Genomic DNA, 17,523 nt, shown 5'->3' on the forward strand with positions numbered 1-17,523 from the left:
GCGCAGCTTTGTGCCAAGAAACGGGATATTTTCTTACCCCGTAAGAGAGAGAGATTATTATGGAACCTTTCGATTTTATGGAAGCGACCGTCGCCAAAGTCCACGCCGCCTATTTGGACGATTCGCTGACCTGCCGCGCGCTGTGTGAATATTATCTGAAGCGCATTGAACAGCTGGAGCCGCGGATCAATTCCATCATCTGCGTCAATCCCAAGGCGCTGGAAGAAGCCGACCGCTTCGACGCGTATGTAAAAGAAAGACGCCGGCTTTGCGGAGCGCTTCATGGCATCCCCGTGATGCTGAAAGACAACTTCAACACGACCGACATGCCCACGACGGCGGGAAGCGTCGCGCTGAAGGGCTGGGTGCCGCAAAAAGACGCCCTCGTCACCAAAAGGCTGCGCGAAAGCGGCGCGCTGATCCTCGCCAAGACCAACTTGCACGAGTTCGCCATCTGGGGCGAAACGGTCAGCTCCATCCTCGGCCAGTCGGTCAATCCGTACGATCCGACACGCACGCCCGGCGGCTCTTCCGGCGGTACCGGCGCGACGATCGCCGCCAACATCGGCATCGTCGGCCTGGGCACCGACACGATCAACTCGGTGCGTTCGCCCGCCTCGGCCAACAGCCTTGTAGGCATCCGTCCCACGATCGGCCTGGTTTCGCGGGCCGGCATCGTGCCTTACTCGCTGACGCAGGACACGGCCGGACCGATCTGCCGCACCGTGGAGGACGCGGCGCGGTGCCTCAGCGTCATCGCCGGCTACGACCCCGACGACGCGGAAACGGCGTGGGGCGTCGGCCACGTCGTGGAAGACTACACCAAGTATCTCGACGAAAACGCGCTGCCGGGCAAACGTATCGGCGTGTTGGAAAGTCTTTTCGGCAAGGAAGCCGTCAACCGCTCCACCAACGCCGTCATGAGCGAAGCGATGAAGGTATTCGAGGCCAACGGAGCCACGCTGGTTCCCGTCAGGGACGACATCGACCAGTCATGGCTGACCAGCGAGACGTCCGTCCACCTCGACGATTTTCGCCGCGATCTGGACAGCTATCTCAGGGAACTGCCCGCCGACTGGCCCGTTCACAGCATGAAGGAAATCCTCGACAAAGGGCTGTTCCACCCTTTCTCGGAAAGCAACATGCGTGACGCGATGAAACTCGAAGTCGGTACTCCGCGTTACCTTGAAAAGATGTACAACAAGATCGGGCTCCGCACTCGCGTGCTGAAGATCATGGCCGATCTGCGGCTTGACGCGATGATCTACCCCCACCAGCAGCAGCTGGTCTGCAAATGCGGCGCCAGCCAGCGGCAGCGCAACGGCGTGCTCTGCTCGTCCACGGGGTTCCCTTCGGTCTGCGTGCCGGCGGGATTCGCTCCCGACGAAAACGCGCCGGTCGGCGTTCCCGTCGGCATGGAGATCATCGGCCGCCCATGGAGCGAAGCTCTGCTCATCGCCATCGCCTATGCCTTCGAACAGCATTCGCATTTCCGCAAGCCGCCGGCATTGTAAAGCGACTCCCGCATGTGCTCCTTCGCACGAAGCGCATCGAAAGGCCAGACGGGATTTCAATCACTCTGTAGTACGCATGGACAAAAAGAGCGGGCTTCGACTGAAAAATCAGCCGGAGCCCGCTCTTTTTGCCGCTTGGAATAAAGCGCTTTCGGACACGCTGGCCATACCGCCTCACAACTTCTCAACGGGAAACGGAGGTATCCCGCGTTTTTCTTTTGCGGTCAGCTTGTCTGCTGCTCGGGCAACAACGAAGTCCGCGTGACCAGATGATTTTTGGCAATGAAACCCGACGGGATGCATCCAGTTTCAAAATATGACCGCACCGCTTCCAGCACGCCGCGGACGATCTCGCGTCCCAGCGGCCCGACGCTGGCGGTCATGCGCCCGTCCGCGACGGCGCGGAGCGCTTCGGGGATCAGATCGACGCCGCCGACGGGAAGTTCCAGCCCGCGCGGCGCCAAAACGTCACAGGCGCCGAGCGCCATCAGGTCGTTGGCGCAGAACACGGCGTCCGGCTGCCACGGCAGCAGGCGCTCCATCGCGGCGCGTCCGCCGGCGCGGGTAAAATCGCTTTGCTCCACGCGCACCTCTTCAGCTCCTCCGGCTCGCGCTTCGGCCAGCGCTCCGGCGACGCGGCCGGCACTCTGACGCGCCGCGGCGGGACCGGACACGCAGGCAAAGCGCCGCCGTTTTTTTGCGGCGCACGTCAGTTCGCGCGCGCAGAGCCGTCCCTGTTCCTCGAAGTCGCAGACGGTCAGGGGCCGATAACAGGCGACGCGCGACGCCAGGACGGGGTCGCTCTTCGGCCCGACGTCGAACAGCGGCGTGTCGCCGGCTTCCGCCGCCGCGGTTGCCAGCGCCGCGCCGTCAAGAGGATTGACGATCAGCGCGTCGAAACCGCGTCCCATCAAAGTTGCGCACAGGCGCGCCTGCGCGTTCGCGTCGCGCGGCGGATCGGGAAAGAAAATCTGCGTTTCGAAGGGAAATTCGGGCAGAAACATCCGATACCAACGAATCTGTTCCTGCCAGAAGGGATTGTCCTGATCGCCGAAGAGGATGCCGACGCGGCGGGACACGCTATTTCCAGCTTTCGAAATTATTGATGTTCTCCGACGTGACCAGCGTGATGGGAATGCCGAGGCGTTCCGGCACGGACAGCCCCTTGCTCAGCTTCAGCGTGTAGATCAGCGCGCCGCGCGTCCAGGCCGCCTGCGAGAACGTCGTCGAGCCCGTCAGACGTCCGGCGGCAATCGCTTCTTTTGCCTGCGGGATGAAGTCTGTGCCGTAGACCATCACGCCCTTGATTCCGGCCACTTCGAACGCGTCGACGGCAGCGAGCGCCATCACGTCGTTAGCGCAGTACAGCCCCTTCAATTCGGGATGCGCCTTGACCATATTCGTGGCGATGTTGTAAGCTTCGTTGCGGTCCCAGTTGCCGGCCTGCACGGCGACGACCTTCATGCCCGCGGCTTCGAAAGCCGCAATCGCGCCCTCGCGGCGCAGGCGGCTCTGCATGGCGCCCGGTTTGCCCTCGATCACCGCCACGGAAGAACCGGCCGGCAGTTTTTTGGCCATGTCTTCGGCGCAGAGGCGTCCCTGCTCGAGGAAGGCGGCGGAGATCCAGCCGTCCATCTTCGCGCCGGCCTGGGCCAGCCCCTCGGCGCTCACGGCAGGACCGGAGCAGACTACGGGGACCTTCTTCTCGTTGGCCTTGAGCACACCCGGTACCAGATTCATGCCGTCCAGCGGCGTGACGATAATGGCGTCGTACTGGCGGGCGATCATCGCCTCGAACAGATCGAGCTGCGCGCGCGGGTCCTTGTCGGTCGCGGGCGCCATCACCTCGACGGCGACGCCCATCTTTTCAGCCCACTCGCCGTAGCGTTCCTTCATCGTCACCCAGTAGGGGTTGGAAAGCGACGTCACCAGCACGCCGACGCGCTCCTTGCCCGTCAGTTCGGGCAGCGGCGCGAGCTGCTCTTCCAGTTTGGCGATGGAAGACAGCACCATCGGGTTCTCCGCCGCGTTCAGAGACGCGGCGAAAGCGCACAGACACAGGAACAGAACGAAAAACTTTTTCATAACGGCACATCCTTCGAAAAAAATATCACGGCGCCAAACGCCGGTAAAACACCGTCCAAAATCAGCCGCGGCGCGCCTCGGAAAGCACGATCGAGACGAGGATGATCACGCCCACACCGCCAGCTCCTGATAATACGAAGAGACGCTCCACATCGTCAGCCCGTTTTTGACGAGCGCCAGCAGCACGCCCGCCAGCGCCGTGCCGAAAAGCGCCGCCCGTCCGCCCCGCGGGGCCGTTCCTCCCAACACCGACGTGGCGATGGCGTCGAGGTTCATGGCCGCGCCCGCCAGCGGCTCGGCGCAGTTCAGCCGCGCCGTGATCAGGATCGACGCCACGGCGGCGCAGAGACTGCACGCGCAGAACGTCCCGGTCCGCCAGCGCCGGTCGTTCACACCGCAACGACGCAGCGCCTCGGCGTTGACGCCCAGCGTGCTGACGTACACGCCGCACCGCGTGCCGTAATAGAGGATGAAGATCAGCGCGAACAGCGCCGCGGCAATCAGCACCGACGCCGGCATGCCGCCGATCCGCCCGCGGCCGATCCACGTGAATGCCGGCGGCAGGCCGTACACCGGCGACGCCTGCGTGATCACCAGCGCCAGTCCGGAAAAGACTGACATCGACGTCAGCGTGCCCATGAAGGGATTGACGCCCACGCGCACGATGATCAGCGAGTTCCACAGGCCGACGCCGAGGCCGCACAGCAGCGCCAGCGCGCAGCCCGCCCACGCGGGCGCTCCCGCCTTCATCGCCAGCGCCGTCAGCACGCCCGTCAGCGCCGCGGCGGAACCGACCGACAGATCGGTGACGCCGGACGTGAGGACCAGTGTCATGCCCAGACCGGCGACGACGTTCACCGTGCTCTGGTCGAGGATGTTGCGCAGATTGTCGGCGTCCCAGAAATAGGGCGACGTGGCGCAAAACAGCGCGCCGAAAAGCAGGATCACGCCGGCCAGCGCGAACTGCTGCAGATGTCTTTTCATGAAGGTCATGACAGCGCTCCCGACATCCACCCAGCCAGCTTCAGAGGATCCAGGCCGCGCGCCGGCTCCTCGCGAATCGTCACGCCGCGGCGGAGCACCGTGACGCGGTCGGCGATCTGCAAAATCTGCGGCAGGTTATGACTGATGCACAACAGCGTCAGCCCCTGCTCGCGCAGCTGCGACATGACCTCCAGCAGATGGGACGATTCGCGCAGCCCCATGGCGGCGGTCGGCTCGTCCATGATCAGGACGCGCCCCCCCTGCGCGATGGCCCGCACGACGGCCACGGCCTGGCGCTGACCGCCGGAAAGGGCGCCCACCGGCACGCCGCGCGCGGTGAGGCGGACGGACAGCCGCGCCAGCAGTTTTTCCGCGTCGGCGATCATGCGCGCACGGTCGAGAAAAAATCCCCATTTCAGCGGCTCCGCGCCCAGCCAGATGTTGGCGGCTACGTCCAGATGGTCGGCCAGCGCCAGATCCTGATAGACCACGGCCACGCCGAGGGCGCGCGCCAGAGGCACCGTCAGGCGTCCGTAGCGTTTGCCGCCGGTTTCGATCGCGCCGGCGTCGGGCGTCAGCACGCCGGAAAGGCATTTGATCAGCGTCGATTTTCCCGCGCCGTTGTCGCCCACCAACGCCATGATCTCGCCGCGGCGCAGTTTCAACGAGCCGTCCGTCAGCGCCCGCACGTGGCCGAACGACTTTTTCAGCCCCGTCGCCTGCAGCACGATGTCTTCCACGGCGGCCGCCTCCCTTTCCATCGGTGATCGTTCATAAATTATATGAAAAATTTTGATGACGCGTGTCCGTTGATACGAATAATTTTTATCACGAAAAGTGCGAGCGATCCATCCTTATCGAGCAAAAGCCAACGGAGCGAGGCCGAATTTCGCTGACAGAGGAAAAGCAAGTCTCCCGCCACGAAGACGCGGCGAAAAAAAGAAAACGCTCAGCGGCCGGCGATGTTCCACGTGGAACATCGCTTACCCGACTTTTCCAAGGGGAATCGAAGCCAAGCTCAAGCAGCATCAAGAGTAAGCGCGATTTTTTTCAACCGCGAGATCTACGGATAATCCCTCCTGTCGCCTCCCGTGCAGCAAAAGGCAGTCGACAAGCGAGTTTGTTCTTGAGATCGGGATAGGCTTCCATCATATTGACGGGTGCGATTCCAAATATCTGCATCACGGCGTCGGCCGACGCGATGTCCGCGTTCTTTCTCTCCGGCGTGCTGCCGTCGTGTCCCAGTCGAAGGCTGATGGGCGTGCTCCTGGCTCTGCCGCTCAGGACGGTGACGTTCTGCTGGCGCATGAGTTCAACGAGCTTGTGAGGCGAGATGTCTCTGATGCCCTTCATGCGGATGAGGTGACAGGAAAGACGTTCCAGAACCAGCGCAAGGTAACAGACGAGGAAGTGCCCGCGGATGTGTTCCGGCGTCCAGACGAAAACCGGCCTGGCATCGAGGTTGCTCTTGAGTACTCGAAAACATTCCTCGACGCGCCAAAGCCGGCGCAGGTTCGCGAAGATCTCCTGCGGGGAGGCGTCCTTGTTGGAGGTGGCGATGACGTAGAAACCCGCCTGCTTTTTACGCTTTTCGTAGAGAGAGGTGTTCACCTCGTATTCGCCTTTCTTCCCTTTCTTGCTCTTCAGAAACTGTCTTGAGCCGTGTTTCATGGATGTCTCGACGGCTGAGGCTCCCTTCGCGACCAGTTCTTTCCCCTTCGTCCACAATTCCTCCAGAACGTCCAGGTCATGGTGGTGCCGTTTCAGCGACCAAGTGACGATGATGCCTGCGTCACGTTCGGGATCCGCTCTGGCGTCCAGACGCTTCATCTTGAACACGTCCTCGTGGAACCGTTCGCTGTGCTCCCAGTTCTCCTCGGAAAGAACCCGCTCCTTCACGTCCTTTTTCAGCCGACTGATGCTCTGGGCCACGATGTAATCAAAACCCTCTTCCGCAAGGTGCTGCAAGTTGAGCTTGCAGTTGAGCCCGCGATCCGCGACGACCGTGACTTTCCCCAGTCCGGAATTTACCTTGTGCTTCCGGACGACCTGCAGCAGGGTCTTGATCTCCGACGTGTTACCGCAGAACAGCTCATAGTCAAGAGGGATGCCGTCGGCGTCAACGAGCAGTCCCATCACCACCTGCACCTCATTCGTGCGGTTCTCCTTGGACATCCCGCGCGCGCGAAGTTCGTCGGAATCAAAACTCTCGAAGTAAAACGTGGTGCAGTCGTAAAGCGCGACAGTCATCGTTCGCTCGTAGATATCCGCGATCCCCTTGTTGACGTTACGTATCAGGACATCCTTGCTCCCGCTCAGGAGCCCGAGAGTTTCGTAAAGGTCCGCCTGGGTGAGGGAAGAGAAATCGAAGACAAAGTTCCCGCGGTATTCGTGCGTCCGTTTTTTCGAACAAGGCGCCAGAATGCGCAGTGCGGCGAGGAAGAATGCGGCAAGGTCGAAGTCGAACTTGAGTCGGTGATTGCGTCGATACTGTTTGAACCAGACGTCCAGCCCAAGGCGTTCCCATAATCTGCGGTAAAGGGCGATGCCGTAGTTATAAATGCCCGCACAGTCCGGTTTATTGTTGGGTGCACATGTTGCGACCTGATCCTTAAGCGTCTGCGCTTTGAGGCGTTCTGCAAGATCTGCGTTTGCCCTCAACTCAGCAAGATCCGCCTGAATTCTTTCGTCGATGTCCGGCTCTGTGAGGCGGCGTTTGTTCAGGTCGCCGTACGTGCGGATCGTTTTTCCGGAACTGCGTTTGATGAGAGGATTGTAAGTCTCCTCGACGATGGCCGCGTAAAGTCTGCCCTTGTTTTTCATCAGTTTGATTCGGAAACTCATGCTGACCTCCGGGAGGACGATTCCTCAAGGAGTATTATAACATATTAAGCGATTCTTAAGCGTATATTCAAAAGTCATAAAAACTCCCTGCCGAAAGAGTTATTGCAAGTCTTTGCGCTTCTTCGATTTCTAAAAGTCGGGAAAAAAGAAAACGCTCAGCGGCCGGCGATGTTCCACGTGGAACATCGCTTACGCAAAAAGCCTGGCGATCGTTCGACCGTCAGGCTTTCGGCATTGTTCAGCTTGAAGTTCCGCGAGTTCTTCCAGCTTTTTTCGTCTGCTTCGTGCCGTCTCCCCGGCGCGCTTATTTCAGCGTCCAGCAGCCGTTGCGGTCCGGCGCGGTCAGCCCGCGGGAAACGGCGAGGGCCAGTCCGGCGGCCGCGGCGTTTCGCGCGGAAGCGCCGGCGCGGGAGGAACCGAGTTTTTTCGCCGTTTCGCGCAGCAGGTCTTCCTCGGGCAGGGCGATCTGTTCGCGCAGCACTTCGCAAAGGGCGTTGGCCGCCTCCTGCGCGGGCACGTCGGCGGCGTCGCGCCTGGCGCGGCCGGCGCCGCTGACGCGGAATCCCGCGTATGTATCGGGATCCTGCCCGCTGTGCCAGTACCAGACGACGCCCTCGCGCTCGGTCGTTTGCAATTTCATCGACGTCAGCAGTTCGTCGAGGCGCTTCTGCGCGCGCGGCCCGAGGCGGCTCATGCCGAGGCTTTGCAGCAGGCGTCGTGTCAGCAGTTTTGCGGAGATAGGGGCTTCGGTGCGCACGATGGCCTCGACGCGGCCGCGCAATAATTTTTCGTTGCGCGGCTCGGCGAATTCGGCCGTCGTGAGTTTTTTCTCGGGCAACAGCGCGGGGCGGTACGGCCGGCCGGCCGTTCGCGGAGCCGTCGTCGTTTTTTCGGCAGCGGCATCTGTCTGCGGCGAAGGATCCGCCTTTCCTGTGCGCTCCGGTCCGCCGCCATCGGCCGCGACGGCACATTCTGCGGGGATCGCCGCGTCTTCTCCGTTTTCAGCGGCGCGGCGCACGGCCGCTTCGGCTTCGGCCTTCGCGGCTTCCTCCGCGGCGCGGCGTTTGGCTTCGCGCTCTTCGCGGCGGGCGGCGCGGCACGCTTCGATGCGGCGCAGCAGGCGATCGAGCTCGCGCTTCCTGTTGTCCCACCAGTCCATGGTCCAGAGGCGCTCGATCGTCCAGCCCAGGCCCTTCAGCACGCCGATCTGGGAGATCTCGCGCTCGCGCACCATGCGGGCGTCGCGGTACGCGCCGCCGTCGAGCAGAACGCCCAGCAGGTATTCGCCGGGCTGATCGGGATCGACGACGCCGATGTCGACGCGGAATTTGGAATGTCCGACCTGGCGCGCCGTCTCGTAGCCGCATTCGTTCAGCCGCGCGCAGATCTCGGCGGCGACGCCGTCGGGCTCGTGCGGCGCGGCTGTTCCAGCGGCGGAAGCTTTCAACGGCAGATAACCGCTGCGGGCGTATTGGAGGAACGCCTTCAGCGCCGCCACGCCTTCCGAGGCAGTGCGGGTCAGGTCGATCTGCTCCGGTTCCAGCGACGAGAACACCATCATCTCGGCGCGCGAGCGCGACACGGCGACGTTGAGCCGCCGCCAGCCGCCGGCCTGATTGACGGGGCCGAAGTTCATGCTCACGCGCCCTTCGCGGTCGGCGCCAAAGCCGACCGAGAACAGGATCACGTCGCGCTCGTCGCCCTGCACGTTCTCGAGGTTCTTGATGAACAGCGGCTCTTCGGACTCCTGATACCACTTTTCCAGTTCGGGATCTTGGCCGCGGGCCTCTTCGAACAGGTCGTCGACGAGGTTCTGCTGCGAGATGTTGAAGGTGACGACGCCGACGCTTTCGCGGCGCCGCGCCGGGTCCTTGGCGCGGCGGATCACTTCGGCCACGACGGCTTCGGCCTCGGCGCGGTTGGTCCTGGAACCGCCGCGGTCGAACGTGCCGCCGATCTTGACGAAGCTCACCTTCGAAACGCGGTCGTTTGCCGACGGGAACGTGCAGAGTTTGTTCTCGTAGAACCGATTGTTGCTGAAGGCGATCAGGCTTTCGTGGCGGCTGCGGTAGTGCCAGAGCAGGTGCGTTTCCGGCATGCCGAGCGCCAGACAGTCGTCGAGGATGCTGGTGAGGTCGGCCACTTCGGGGTCTTCCTCGCGGTCGTCGAGATTGGTCATGAAAAAACTGGTGGGCGGCATCTGCTTGGGATCGCCGACGATCACGGCGTTCCTTCCGCGGGCCAGCGCGCCGACGGCCTTGCTGGTGGTGAGCTGCGACGCTTCGTCGAAGACGACGAGGTCGAACATCTCGCGCCGCGGGTCGAGATACTGGGCGGCCGAGATCGGGCTCATGAGCATGCAGGGGCACAGGCGCGGCAGCAGGTTGGGCAGCTGTTCGAAGAGGCGTCGGATGCTGAGGTTGCGCCCGCCGGAGCGGATGGCGCGCTGCAAGATGCCCAGTTCGGAGTTCTGCGAGGCTTCGCGCGCGAAGTCGGGGACTCGGGCGGCCAGAACGGCGCAGGCTTCGGCGCTGGCCAGCCGCGACAGCTCGTCGATCAGTCCCTTGATCTGGGCGATTTTTTCACCGAAAACCGCGCCGGAAAAGCGGTTCAGCACGGAATCGCCGTCGACGGCGTCCTCGATGAGGTTGCGCAGGCAGGCTTTGCGGTAGGCGGGCAACGCCTTGTCATGTTCCAGCCCGTTTCGGCAGGCCGAGACGACGGGCCCCAGTCCGGCGTCTTCGGCCTCTTCGCACAGGCTGTTCCAGAGGATCCAGTCGCGCAGAGCGTCGGCGTTGTTGAGCAGGGCGGCGCAGAGGTCTTTCAGCGCCGCGAGCCAGTCGCCGCCGTCGGGAGGATCTTCCGTGCGCAGCAGTTCGTCGAGCGCGCCGCGCGACGTTTCCAGTTCCCGCCAGAGCGCCAGCAGTTCCGCGGCCGCCCGCTGCGATTCGGGATCGGCGGCGTGCCGCTGCCGCAGCGCCGCGCCGCCGTTCAATCCGTCGAGACGGAGCGCGCTTTGCTCGGCCTTTCGAGCCATATCGGCCACGCGCCGCCAGTCCGTGTCCCCGCCGCGGTCGAGCGATTCGAGGCCGGGGGCGTACTCCCGACGAAGCCGGGCGGCGCTCGCCATTTCGGCGCGGTAGGCGTTCAGCCGGTCGAGATCTCCGGGCACATCTTCTTTGCCGCGTTTGAGGAACGCATAGGACGAAATTTTTTTCACAAAGCCCGATTCGGCCAGCAGGCGCGGCAGCAGCCACTTCCGCTGGATTTCGTTCCACTCGCCGCGCAGGGCCTCGCCGTCCTGTTCGAGGAAGGCGGGGCGATACGCCTTGAGCAGTTCGCCGCCGCATTCTCCCGCCGCAAGAGCGTGCCGGGCCATTTCCTGCACGCCGCGCAGATACGCTCCGGCGTCGCCGTCCGCGGCCCAGCGGCGCGGCCATTCCCGCCACTGCGACAGTTCGGCGGCGACGTCGCGGAGTTGTTCGTATTCCTTTTTCAGACGCGGCGCGTCCCGCCCCAGTCGCGCCGCGAAAGACCGCGCCGATTCTTCCAACGCATCGAGGCGCGCCCGATAATCTTCGGCCAGCGACGGCAGTTGGCTGCGCAGGCGCTGCGAATATTCCGTCTCGCCGACGAGGCGCAGCGGATGGCCGCAGGGATGGCCGACCGCGCGCGCCGCGGCGGCAAGGCGGCCAAGCAGCGACTCGTTGCGCTGCAGATCGTTCGCCGTCCAGGCGGAGGTACGCGAATATTCGAGACGGATGCCGGCGTCGTCGGCGTCGGCCAGCGGCTCGTAGGCGTTGATCATCTCGTAAACGGAAAGGCCCGAAGCGCGCTTTTCGTGCAGACGGCGGGGATACTCCGCCAGTTCGGAGCGCAGCCGCGCGGCCTGTTCGGCTTTTTGCGCGTAGATCGGGGTTTTCTGCGCGCGTCCGGCTTCGGCCGCGGCGCGCAGCTGTTCGAGCACGTCTTTTTTGCGGGCTTTGTTGGAATGGAGTTCGAGGCAGAACGGATCGAGCCCCAATTTGCGCAGGCGTTTCTGCACGACCGACAGCGCCGCCATCTTCTCGGCGACGAAGAGCACGGTCTTGCCCTGCGCCAGCGCGTTGACGATCAGTCCCGTGATGGTCTGCGACTTGCCGGTGCCGGGCGGCCCGTGCAGCACGAAGGTCTCGCCCGCGACGGCCGACTTGATGGCGTAAAGCTGCGACGAGTCCACCGGCAGCGGCAGCAGCAGTCCGGCCTCGTCAAGCTCCCGCGGCGCCTCCATGGGCGCGGCTTCCCAGCTCAGTTTGCCGTCCATCAGGCTTCGTACGACTTTGTTCTTTTCGAGATCGTCCATGCGGTTGCGGATGTCGTTCCACATCACGAAGCGCGAGAACGAGAAAATGCCCACGAAGGCCGACTCGACCACGTCCCAGCGTTTCTGCTGCATCACGGCGCGGCGCACGGCGGTGAAGACGCGCACGACGTCGGCGCCGTGTCCGTCGGCCGGCAGCGGGTCGAGGCCGTCGATGACGATGCCGAAATTCTGCTTGAGCATCTCCAGCAGCGTCACGTTCATGACCGGCTCCTCGTCGCGCAGACGCAGGCCGTAGCCCTTGTTGGCGGCCTTGCGCACGATCTCCGCCGGCAGCAGGACCAGCGGCGCGTAACGCGGGCGTTCGCTGCGCTCGGTCTCGTACCAGCGCAGCAGCCCCAGCGATAAATACAGGCTGTTGGCGCCGTTTTCCTCGAGCGAGACTTTGGCGGCGCGGTACAGTTCTTTGACGGCGCGCTGCAGCTCGGTCTCGTTCATCAGCGAGCGCAGCCGCCCGTTCTGGTATTCCGAATGCAGCAGATCCCGGGAAAGCGGCAGCTCCGGCAGCGGTTCCAGGCTGCGCGCCGCCCCCTCGGGAAGACGCCACTCCTGCGGGCGCGGCGAGACGGTGAACTGCCGTCCGTCGGCGAGCGCGTCTTCGAGCTGCGGCAGCGACGCGGCCAGCACGGGGATCAGATTCCTGGAGGCGCGCAGGTTGAGCAGCGTGTTGCGCAGCCCCAGATCGAGCAGCTTGCGTTCCCACTGCAAGATTTTCTTTCCGCGCGCGTCCAGCGGCCGCCGTGCCGCCGGTTGTCCGGCGCTTTCGGGGACGCGCGCCGCCATCTCTTCCGGCGCGGCGGTCAGCTCCGCGGCGGAACGGGATTCGGCTTCCACGCGCCAGCCCTGATCGCTCTGCACGCGCAGCGGCAGCGGGCGGATCCCCGCCAGGCGGGCGCGGTGCACGTCGACGACGAGACGCACGGGATCGTCGCCGCCCATTTCCGACGCGGCGGCGGCGCGGGCTTCGTCGAAGGTCAGGCCTTTCCCGGCGGCGGCGCCGGTGCATTCCACCACGGCGATCTCGCCGATGCCGTCGGCCATGCGCTTGCTCACCAGCGACGGATCGTCCTTGACCGCGTCCTGGAAGGTCATCTCCTCCAGCCAGACGCCAGCGAAAATATGATCGTTCTTGAGCAGGAGCAGCGGATACAATCCCGCCGCCTCGAGGCAGGCCGCGTAGAGCAGCGTCAGGTCAAGGCAGGTGCCCATCCGCGTTCCTGTCACCGCGTCGCAGAGGCGCACGCGCTGTCCCGTCGCTTCGAAACTCGACGGCGGCACGGCGTAGACGACGTTCAGCTCCTGAATCGCGCCGTACAGAGCGGCCGCCTGCCGGAGCACGCGGTTGGGATTCTGCGTCTGATACGCGTCAAACGAAGGGCTGCCCGTCCATTCTTCCAGCAGCTTCGAAGCGCGCTTCATGAGTCGGGCGATCTCGGGATGGTTGGGCGTGACGAAGGCCGCCAGCAGCTCGGGATAGTAGCCGCTTCCCTGCCACTCGTCGAAGGCCAGGAAGGTCACTTCTTTCACGACGGAAGCCAGACGGCGCTCTCCCCGCCATACTTCCGCCGTCAGCGTCGTGACGACGCGCTCCGTCAGCTGCGCGAGACGCTCGGCCCTGAGCGTGAGTTTGAGGTCGCCGATCTCCGCGGTCTCGCCGGCCGGAAGCCGCGCGACGCCGAATCTCGCCGGCTCGACGAAATCCTCCGCCGCGAAAAGGCGCACTTCCAGATCTTCCCAATCCGCCTCGCCGTCATTGCTCACGGCGACGCGGCGCACAAGGGGCAGGCCGTTCTGCTGCTGCGCGTAGTTGACGACGGGCGTCAGCTGCACGTCCAGTGTGATTGCCGCCGTTTGTTCGTCCATGGCTCTCTCCTCGTTCGTCAATGAGATGAAAAACTTTCTCTCTTTATAAGCAAAAAGTGCCGAAAAGGCAAGCGCCGCCGAGCGATTCACCCGCCCGCCGCCGAATTTTTCGGCGACGGCCGCCGGCGTCCATAAAACAAAAGAGACCGGCGCGAACCGGTCTCTTTTGTTTTACTTGCGCCATTTTTCATACGCCGCTTCGTGGTAGGGCACGGGCACGCCCGTTTCGCGACCCAGCCGCACCATGCGGCCGATGATGTGATCCAGTTCGGTGCGGGCGGGATCTTTGCCGGCGCTCAGATCGCGGTACAGCGACGTGACCGTGTCGGCCGGCATTTTTTCGAAGGCGTCGACCAGCTTGTCGGGCAGCGACGCCGGCAAATCCACGCCTTTGGCGGCCGCGACTGCCGTCATCTCGCCGATGACGGCGCGGATCACCTTTTCATGATCGGGGTCGGCCAGGACCTTGCCGGCCGGGCCGTCGTACCAGCAGAACACGCAGCTGTTGCTGCCCATGGTCACGTACTTGTTCCAGCTGGCGCGCACGATGCGATCGGTCACTTTCGTCTCGACGCCCGAGCGGTTCAGCAGCTCCGCCGCCGCGTCGAACGCGGCCGGGCGCGAACCGTCTTTCATTCCCAGAACCACGCTGCACTGGCCCGCCGTCTGAACCACCACGCCGGGAGCTTCCAGATGGCTGAACACGCGGATCGTGCCGTCGGCCAGCAGGCACGACGGCAGAAGCGGCTCCATCTGCTCGGAAACGACGACGCCGTTGAGCAGCGGGACCACCAGCGTCCGCGCCCCGACCATCGGACGCATGGCCGCGCAGGAAGCCTCCAGTTCGTAGCCCTTGCAGGCGACGACCAACACGTCCATGACGCCGAGATCGGCCGCGCGCTCCGAGATCCCCGCCGGAACCGCCGTGAAATTTCCCAGCTGGACGGACTCGACTCTCAATCCGCCGCGGCGGATCGTTTCGAGATTTTCGCCGCGAGCACAAAAATACGTTTCCCCGTGGACGCGCGCCAGCGCGCCGCCCACAAAACCGCCGACGCCGCCGATGCCGAACACGCCGACTTTCATCTTCCAGCCTCCCATCTTCATGACCGGCGCGCCAGGCGCCTTTGCCGCGTTTCGGAGCGCGGAATCTCGGTCAGTTCGACGCTTCACCATTGAAAATCGGCGTCAGAACGTGCCCGCCAGTTTATAGATGCCAAACTCCCGGTGTCCCAGCGCTTCCGCTTTGGTTTGCCTGCCGTTGCAGACTTTCACCATCATCTCGAACAATTCTTCGCCGATCTGCGGCAGCGAGGCCCCCTCGGTGATGATGCGACCGGCGTTGATGTCCATGTTGTCGCGCATGCTGCGGAACGTCTCGGCGTTGCCGGTGATTTTGACGACCGGAGCGATCGGGCTCCCCGTGGGCGTGCCGCGTCCTGTGGAGAAAACGACGACCTGCGCGCCGCCGGCAACCATGCCGGTGATGGAATCGATATCCTGCCCCGGCGTATCCATGAAATACAGGCCTCTCTTTCCCTCCGGAATCCGCTCGGCATATTCCAGAGCGCCGGCAAAAGGACGGGTACCGGCCTTGTACATACATCCCAAAGACTTCTCCTCGATGGTGGAGAGTCCGCCTTCCTTGTTTCCCGGGGTAGGCTGGCCGCTGCGAAGATCTTGCCCCAACATGATGGCGCGGTCTTCCACATCCTTGACCATACGCAGGAACTTGCGCCGCTCTTCTTCGTCGGCGAAACGCGCGGCCAGCAGATGTTCGGCCCCGATAACCTCGGTGGTCTCGCTGAGGATCGAGCTGCCGCCCATGTCCACCAGCTTGTCGGAGACATAACCGATAGCGGGGTTGGAGGCGAGCCCGCTTGTGGGATCGCTGCCTCCGCACTCCATGCCCAAGATGATCTCGCCGATGTCGAACTCCTCGCGAACGTCCGCGGAAATGGCCCGCGCCATATCGGCCGCGATGCGTCCACCTTCGGCGATGGTCTTCAGCGTACCGCCTTCTTCCTGAATGACGATGGACTGTACGGGTTTGCCCATCGGCTCGATCATGCCGGCCAGATGGCGCGCCTGAATGCCATCGCAGCCCAGCCCCACCACAAGAACCGCCCCGACGTTGGCGTTCATGCCAAAGCCCGCCAGAGCGCGTTCGGTCAGGGCCAGATCGCTGCCGATCTGACAGCAGCCATGTTGGGTGGGGACGCTGACGGCGCCGGGAACCTGGCAGGCGATCTTCTCCGCCGTATCCGCCGCGCAGACCGAGGTCGGCAGCACCAGCAGATAATTGCGAATACCGTGCGGTCCTTGTGCGCGCCTGTATCCCATCAGCTTCATCGTTCATTCCTCCCTTCGGCGTTTCTGTCGCCGCGGCCGCGGGTGCTTTCCAGATTATGCACGTGCACGTAATCGCCCGGATGCAGATCTGTCAGCGCGGTGCCGATGATCTCGCCATATTTGTAGCAATGTTCGCCCTTCTTGATCTCGGCTACCGCCATCTTGTGAAACTGCGGAATGTCGGCCGCGGCCACGTAGGTTGTGCCCTCAAATTCGATTCGTTCGCCCTTTGCCACCGGGCGCAGGCACGTCACCAGATTGTCCCGAGGATTCACGTGAATGACTGCGTTCATGAATGTTTTCCCGCCTTTCTTCCAGAGATGCGCTGCGCGTTCTTTCCCATGCCAAGACTGCCCGGGAAAAACGTTTACCGATCTTCCTGACGGATCGTGCCGTCGGGATCGGTCCCGTATCTTTTGCGCAAACGCCGGTCCAGCAGGTTGCACAACAGCGGGCAAAGGATCGCCGTCACGATGATGGCAGCCGCCACCTGCACGGTGGAGATCGCCTCGACAGCGCCCAGCGAAGGATCGGCGGCGGCAAGGACAGCCGGCGTGCCGACGGCGTTGCCGGCCGTGGTGCCGATCGCCGCACCGCTGGCTTTGCGCTCGCCCATGGCGCGGATAACGAAATACCCCGCCATGCCGGTCAGGGCGGTGCACATCACGCCCAGGACGATGCCCGGCAAACCGCCGCGGACCAGCTGGCTAAAGCTGAGACTTGAACCGAGCGGAAAAGCGAAGAAAGGGATCAGAACCGTCGTACCGCTGGCCAGAAACTTGCGGAGATCTTCGTCAAGGTTGCCCAGGATAAAGCCCAGAACGATGGGGACCAACGCGGCGACGAAGGTCAGGAAGGGGATGTTCGCCAAGCCCGTCAGCCCGAAGGCCAGCATCGTGAAGAAGGGGCCGTCGTTCAGCGAGAGGATGGAAATAGCGCCAACGTCGGTGGAGTCTCCGTACTGCCCCGCCAAAGCGGCGTACAATCCGCCGTTGGAATTCGTGACGGCGGCGACGATGGCCAGCGGAGTCAGGCCCAAAACGCCCGCGGGCCCGGCGAATTTGCCTACGCCCCACCCGATGAACGCGCCGATAAAAAATTTGGAAGCCGTCAAAAGGATCCCCTTCGCCAAAGGCTTACCTGCCTGCCTGACGTCGATCTGCGCCGCATTGCACAGGCAGAACAGAGCGATCAGGGCCGTCGCGCCGCTCTTGAACAGCGCCGTGGTAAAGCCGCCGATCTGAATCGACCTGGGGAACACCGAGTTGACGACGACGCCCAGCAGCAGAGGAACGACCATCAAGCCCCCCGGGATCTTTTGCACTGTTTTCAAAATTTTCATGCTCTTCTCTCCTTGGTAGAAAAATGAAATGCCGAAGCCGCTTCCACGCTCGGCGCTCGAACGTTTCCGCGCCGATAAACCACACGCTCCCCTTATCCCGCAGGATGCGGCACACGCGGCATCTGCCGCCGTCGCCCATCTCCGCGCCGTGCGCGGAACTTTTTTCCGCTCGCAGCCTA

General features: G+C 63.5%; 11 protein-coding genes. 1 reads left to right on the forward strand and 10 read right to left on the reverse strand.

Annotated elements, in window-relative coordinates; translation table 11 throughout:
• Positions 1–59 precede the first annotated feature (59 nt).
• Positions 60–1,514: an amidase family protein gene (locus B0D78_RS03655; protein ID WP_078015631.1), complete on the forward strand. Its 1,455-nt coding sequence runs from the start codon at positions 60–62 to the stop codon at positions 1,512–1,514.
• Between the two features lie 224 nt (positions 1,515–1,738).
• Here the strand turns inward: B0D78_RS03655 and B0D78_RS03660 are convergent, their stop codons facing one another.
• From B0D78_RS03660 to B0D78_RS03705, 10 genes are all read right to left on the reverse strand, one after another.
• Complete coding sequence (locus tag B0D78_RS03660) at positions 1,739–2,593, reverse strand: sugar ABC transporter substrate-binding protein (RefSeq protein WP_078015632.1); 855 nt, start codon at positions 2,591–2,593, stop codon at positions 1,739–1,741.
• Between the two features lies 1 nt (position 2,594).
• Positions 2,595–3,599, reverse strand: coding sequence for a substrate-binding domain-containing protein (locus B0D78_RS03665; RefSeq protein ID WP_078015633.1), 1,005 nt, complete (start codon positions 3,597–3,599; stop codon positions 2,595–2,597).
• Positions 3,600–3,704: 105 nt separating this feature from the next.
• Complete coding sequence (locus B0D78_RS03670) at positions 3,705–4,592, reverse strand: ABC transporter permease (protein ID WP_240496111.1); 888 nt, start codon at positions 4,590–4,592, stop codon at positions 3,705–3,707.
• The gene (locus B0D78_RS03675; RefSeq protein WP_240496112.1) at positions 4,589–5,344 is read right to left on the reverse strand and encodes an ATP-binding cassette domain-containing protein; all 756 of its coding nucleotides are present in this window, start codon (positions 5,342–5,344) and stop codon (positions 4,589–4,591) included. Before B0D78_RS03675 ends, B0D78_RS03670 begins: the two co-directional genes overlap by 4 nt.
• A gap of 289 nt (positions 5,345–5,633) precedes the next feature.
• Positions 5,634–7,427 carry an IS1634 family transposase gene (locus tag B0D78_RS03680; protein WP_078015635.1) on the reverse strand — a complete coding sequence of 598 codons (1,794 nt, stop codon included), beginning with the start codon at positions 7,425–7,427 and terminating at the stop codon, positions 5,634–5,636.
• A gap of 304 nt (positions 7,428–7,731) precedes the next feature.
• Complete coding sequence (locus B0D78_RS03685) at positions 7,732–13,650, reverse strand: DUF3320 domain-containing protein (protein WP_078015636.1); 5,919 nt, start codon at positions 13,648–13,650, stop codon at positions 7,732–7,734.
• A gap of 171 nt (positions 13,651–13,821) precedes the next feature.
• Positions 13,822–14,736 carry a ketopantoate reductase family protein gene (locus B0D78_RS03690; RefSeq protein WP_168169988.1) on the reverse strand — a complete coding sequence of 305 codons (915 nt, stop codon included), beginning with the start codon at positions 14,734–14,736 and terminating at the stop codon, positions 13,822–13,824.
• 102 nt (positions 14,737–14,838) lie between these two features.
• Positions 14,839–16,002: a UxaA family hydrolase gene (locus B0D78_RS03695; protein ID WP_078015638.1), complete on the reverse strand. Its 1,164-nt coding sequence runs from the start codon at positions 16,000–16,002 to the stop codon at positions 14,839–14,841.
• Positions 15,999–16,295, reverse strand: a complete 297-nt coding sequence (locus tag B0D78_RS03700) for a UxaA family hydrolase (RefSeq protein ID WP_078015639.1) — start codon at positions 16,293–16,295, stop codon at positions 15,999–16,001. Before B0D78_RS03700 ends, B0D78_RS03695 begins: the two co-directional genes overlap by 4 nt.
• A gap of 74 nt (positions 16,296–16,369) precedes the next feature.
• Positions 16,370–17,344, reverse strand: coding sequence for a 2-keto-3-deoxygluconate permease (locus B0D78_RS03705; RefSeq protein WP_078015640.1), 975 nt, complete (start codon positions 17,342–17,344; stop codon positions 16,370–16,372).
• Between the last annotated feature and the right edge of the window lie 179 nt (positions 17,345–17,523).

This window comes from Pyramidobacter sp. C12-8 (assembly GCF_002007215.1).
Lineage (GTDB): Bacteria > Synergistota > Synergistia > Synergistales > Dethiosulfovibrionaceae > Pyramidobacter.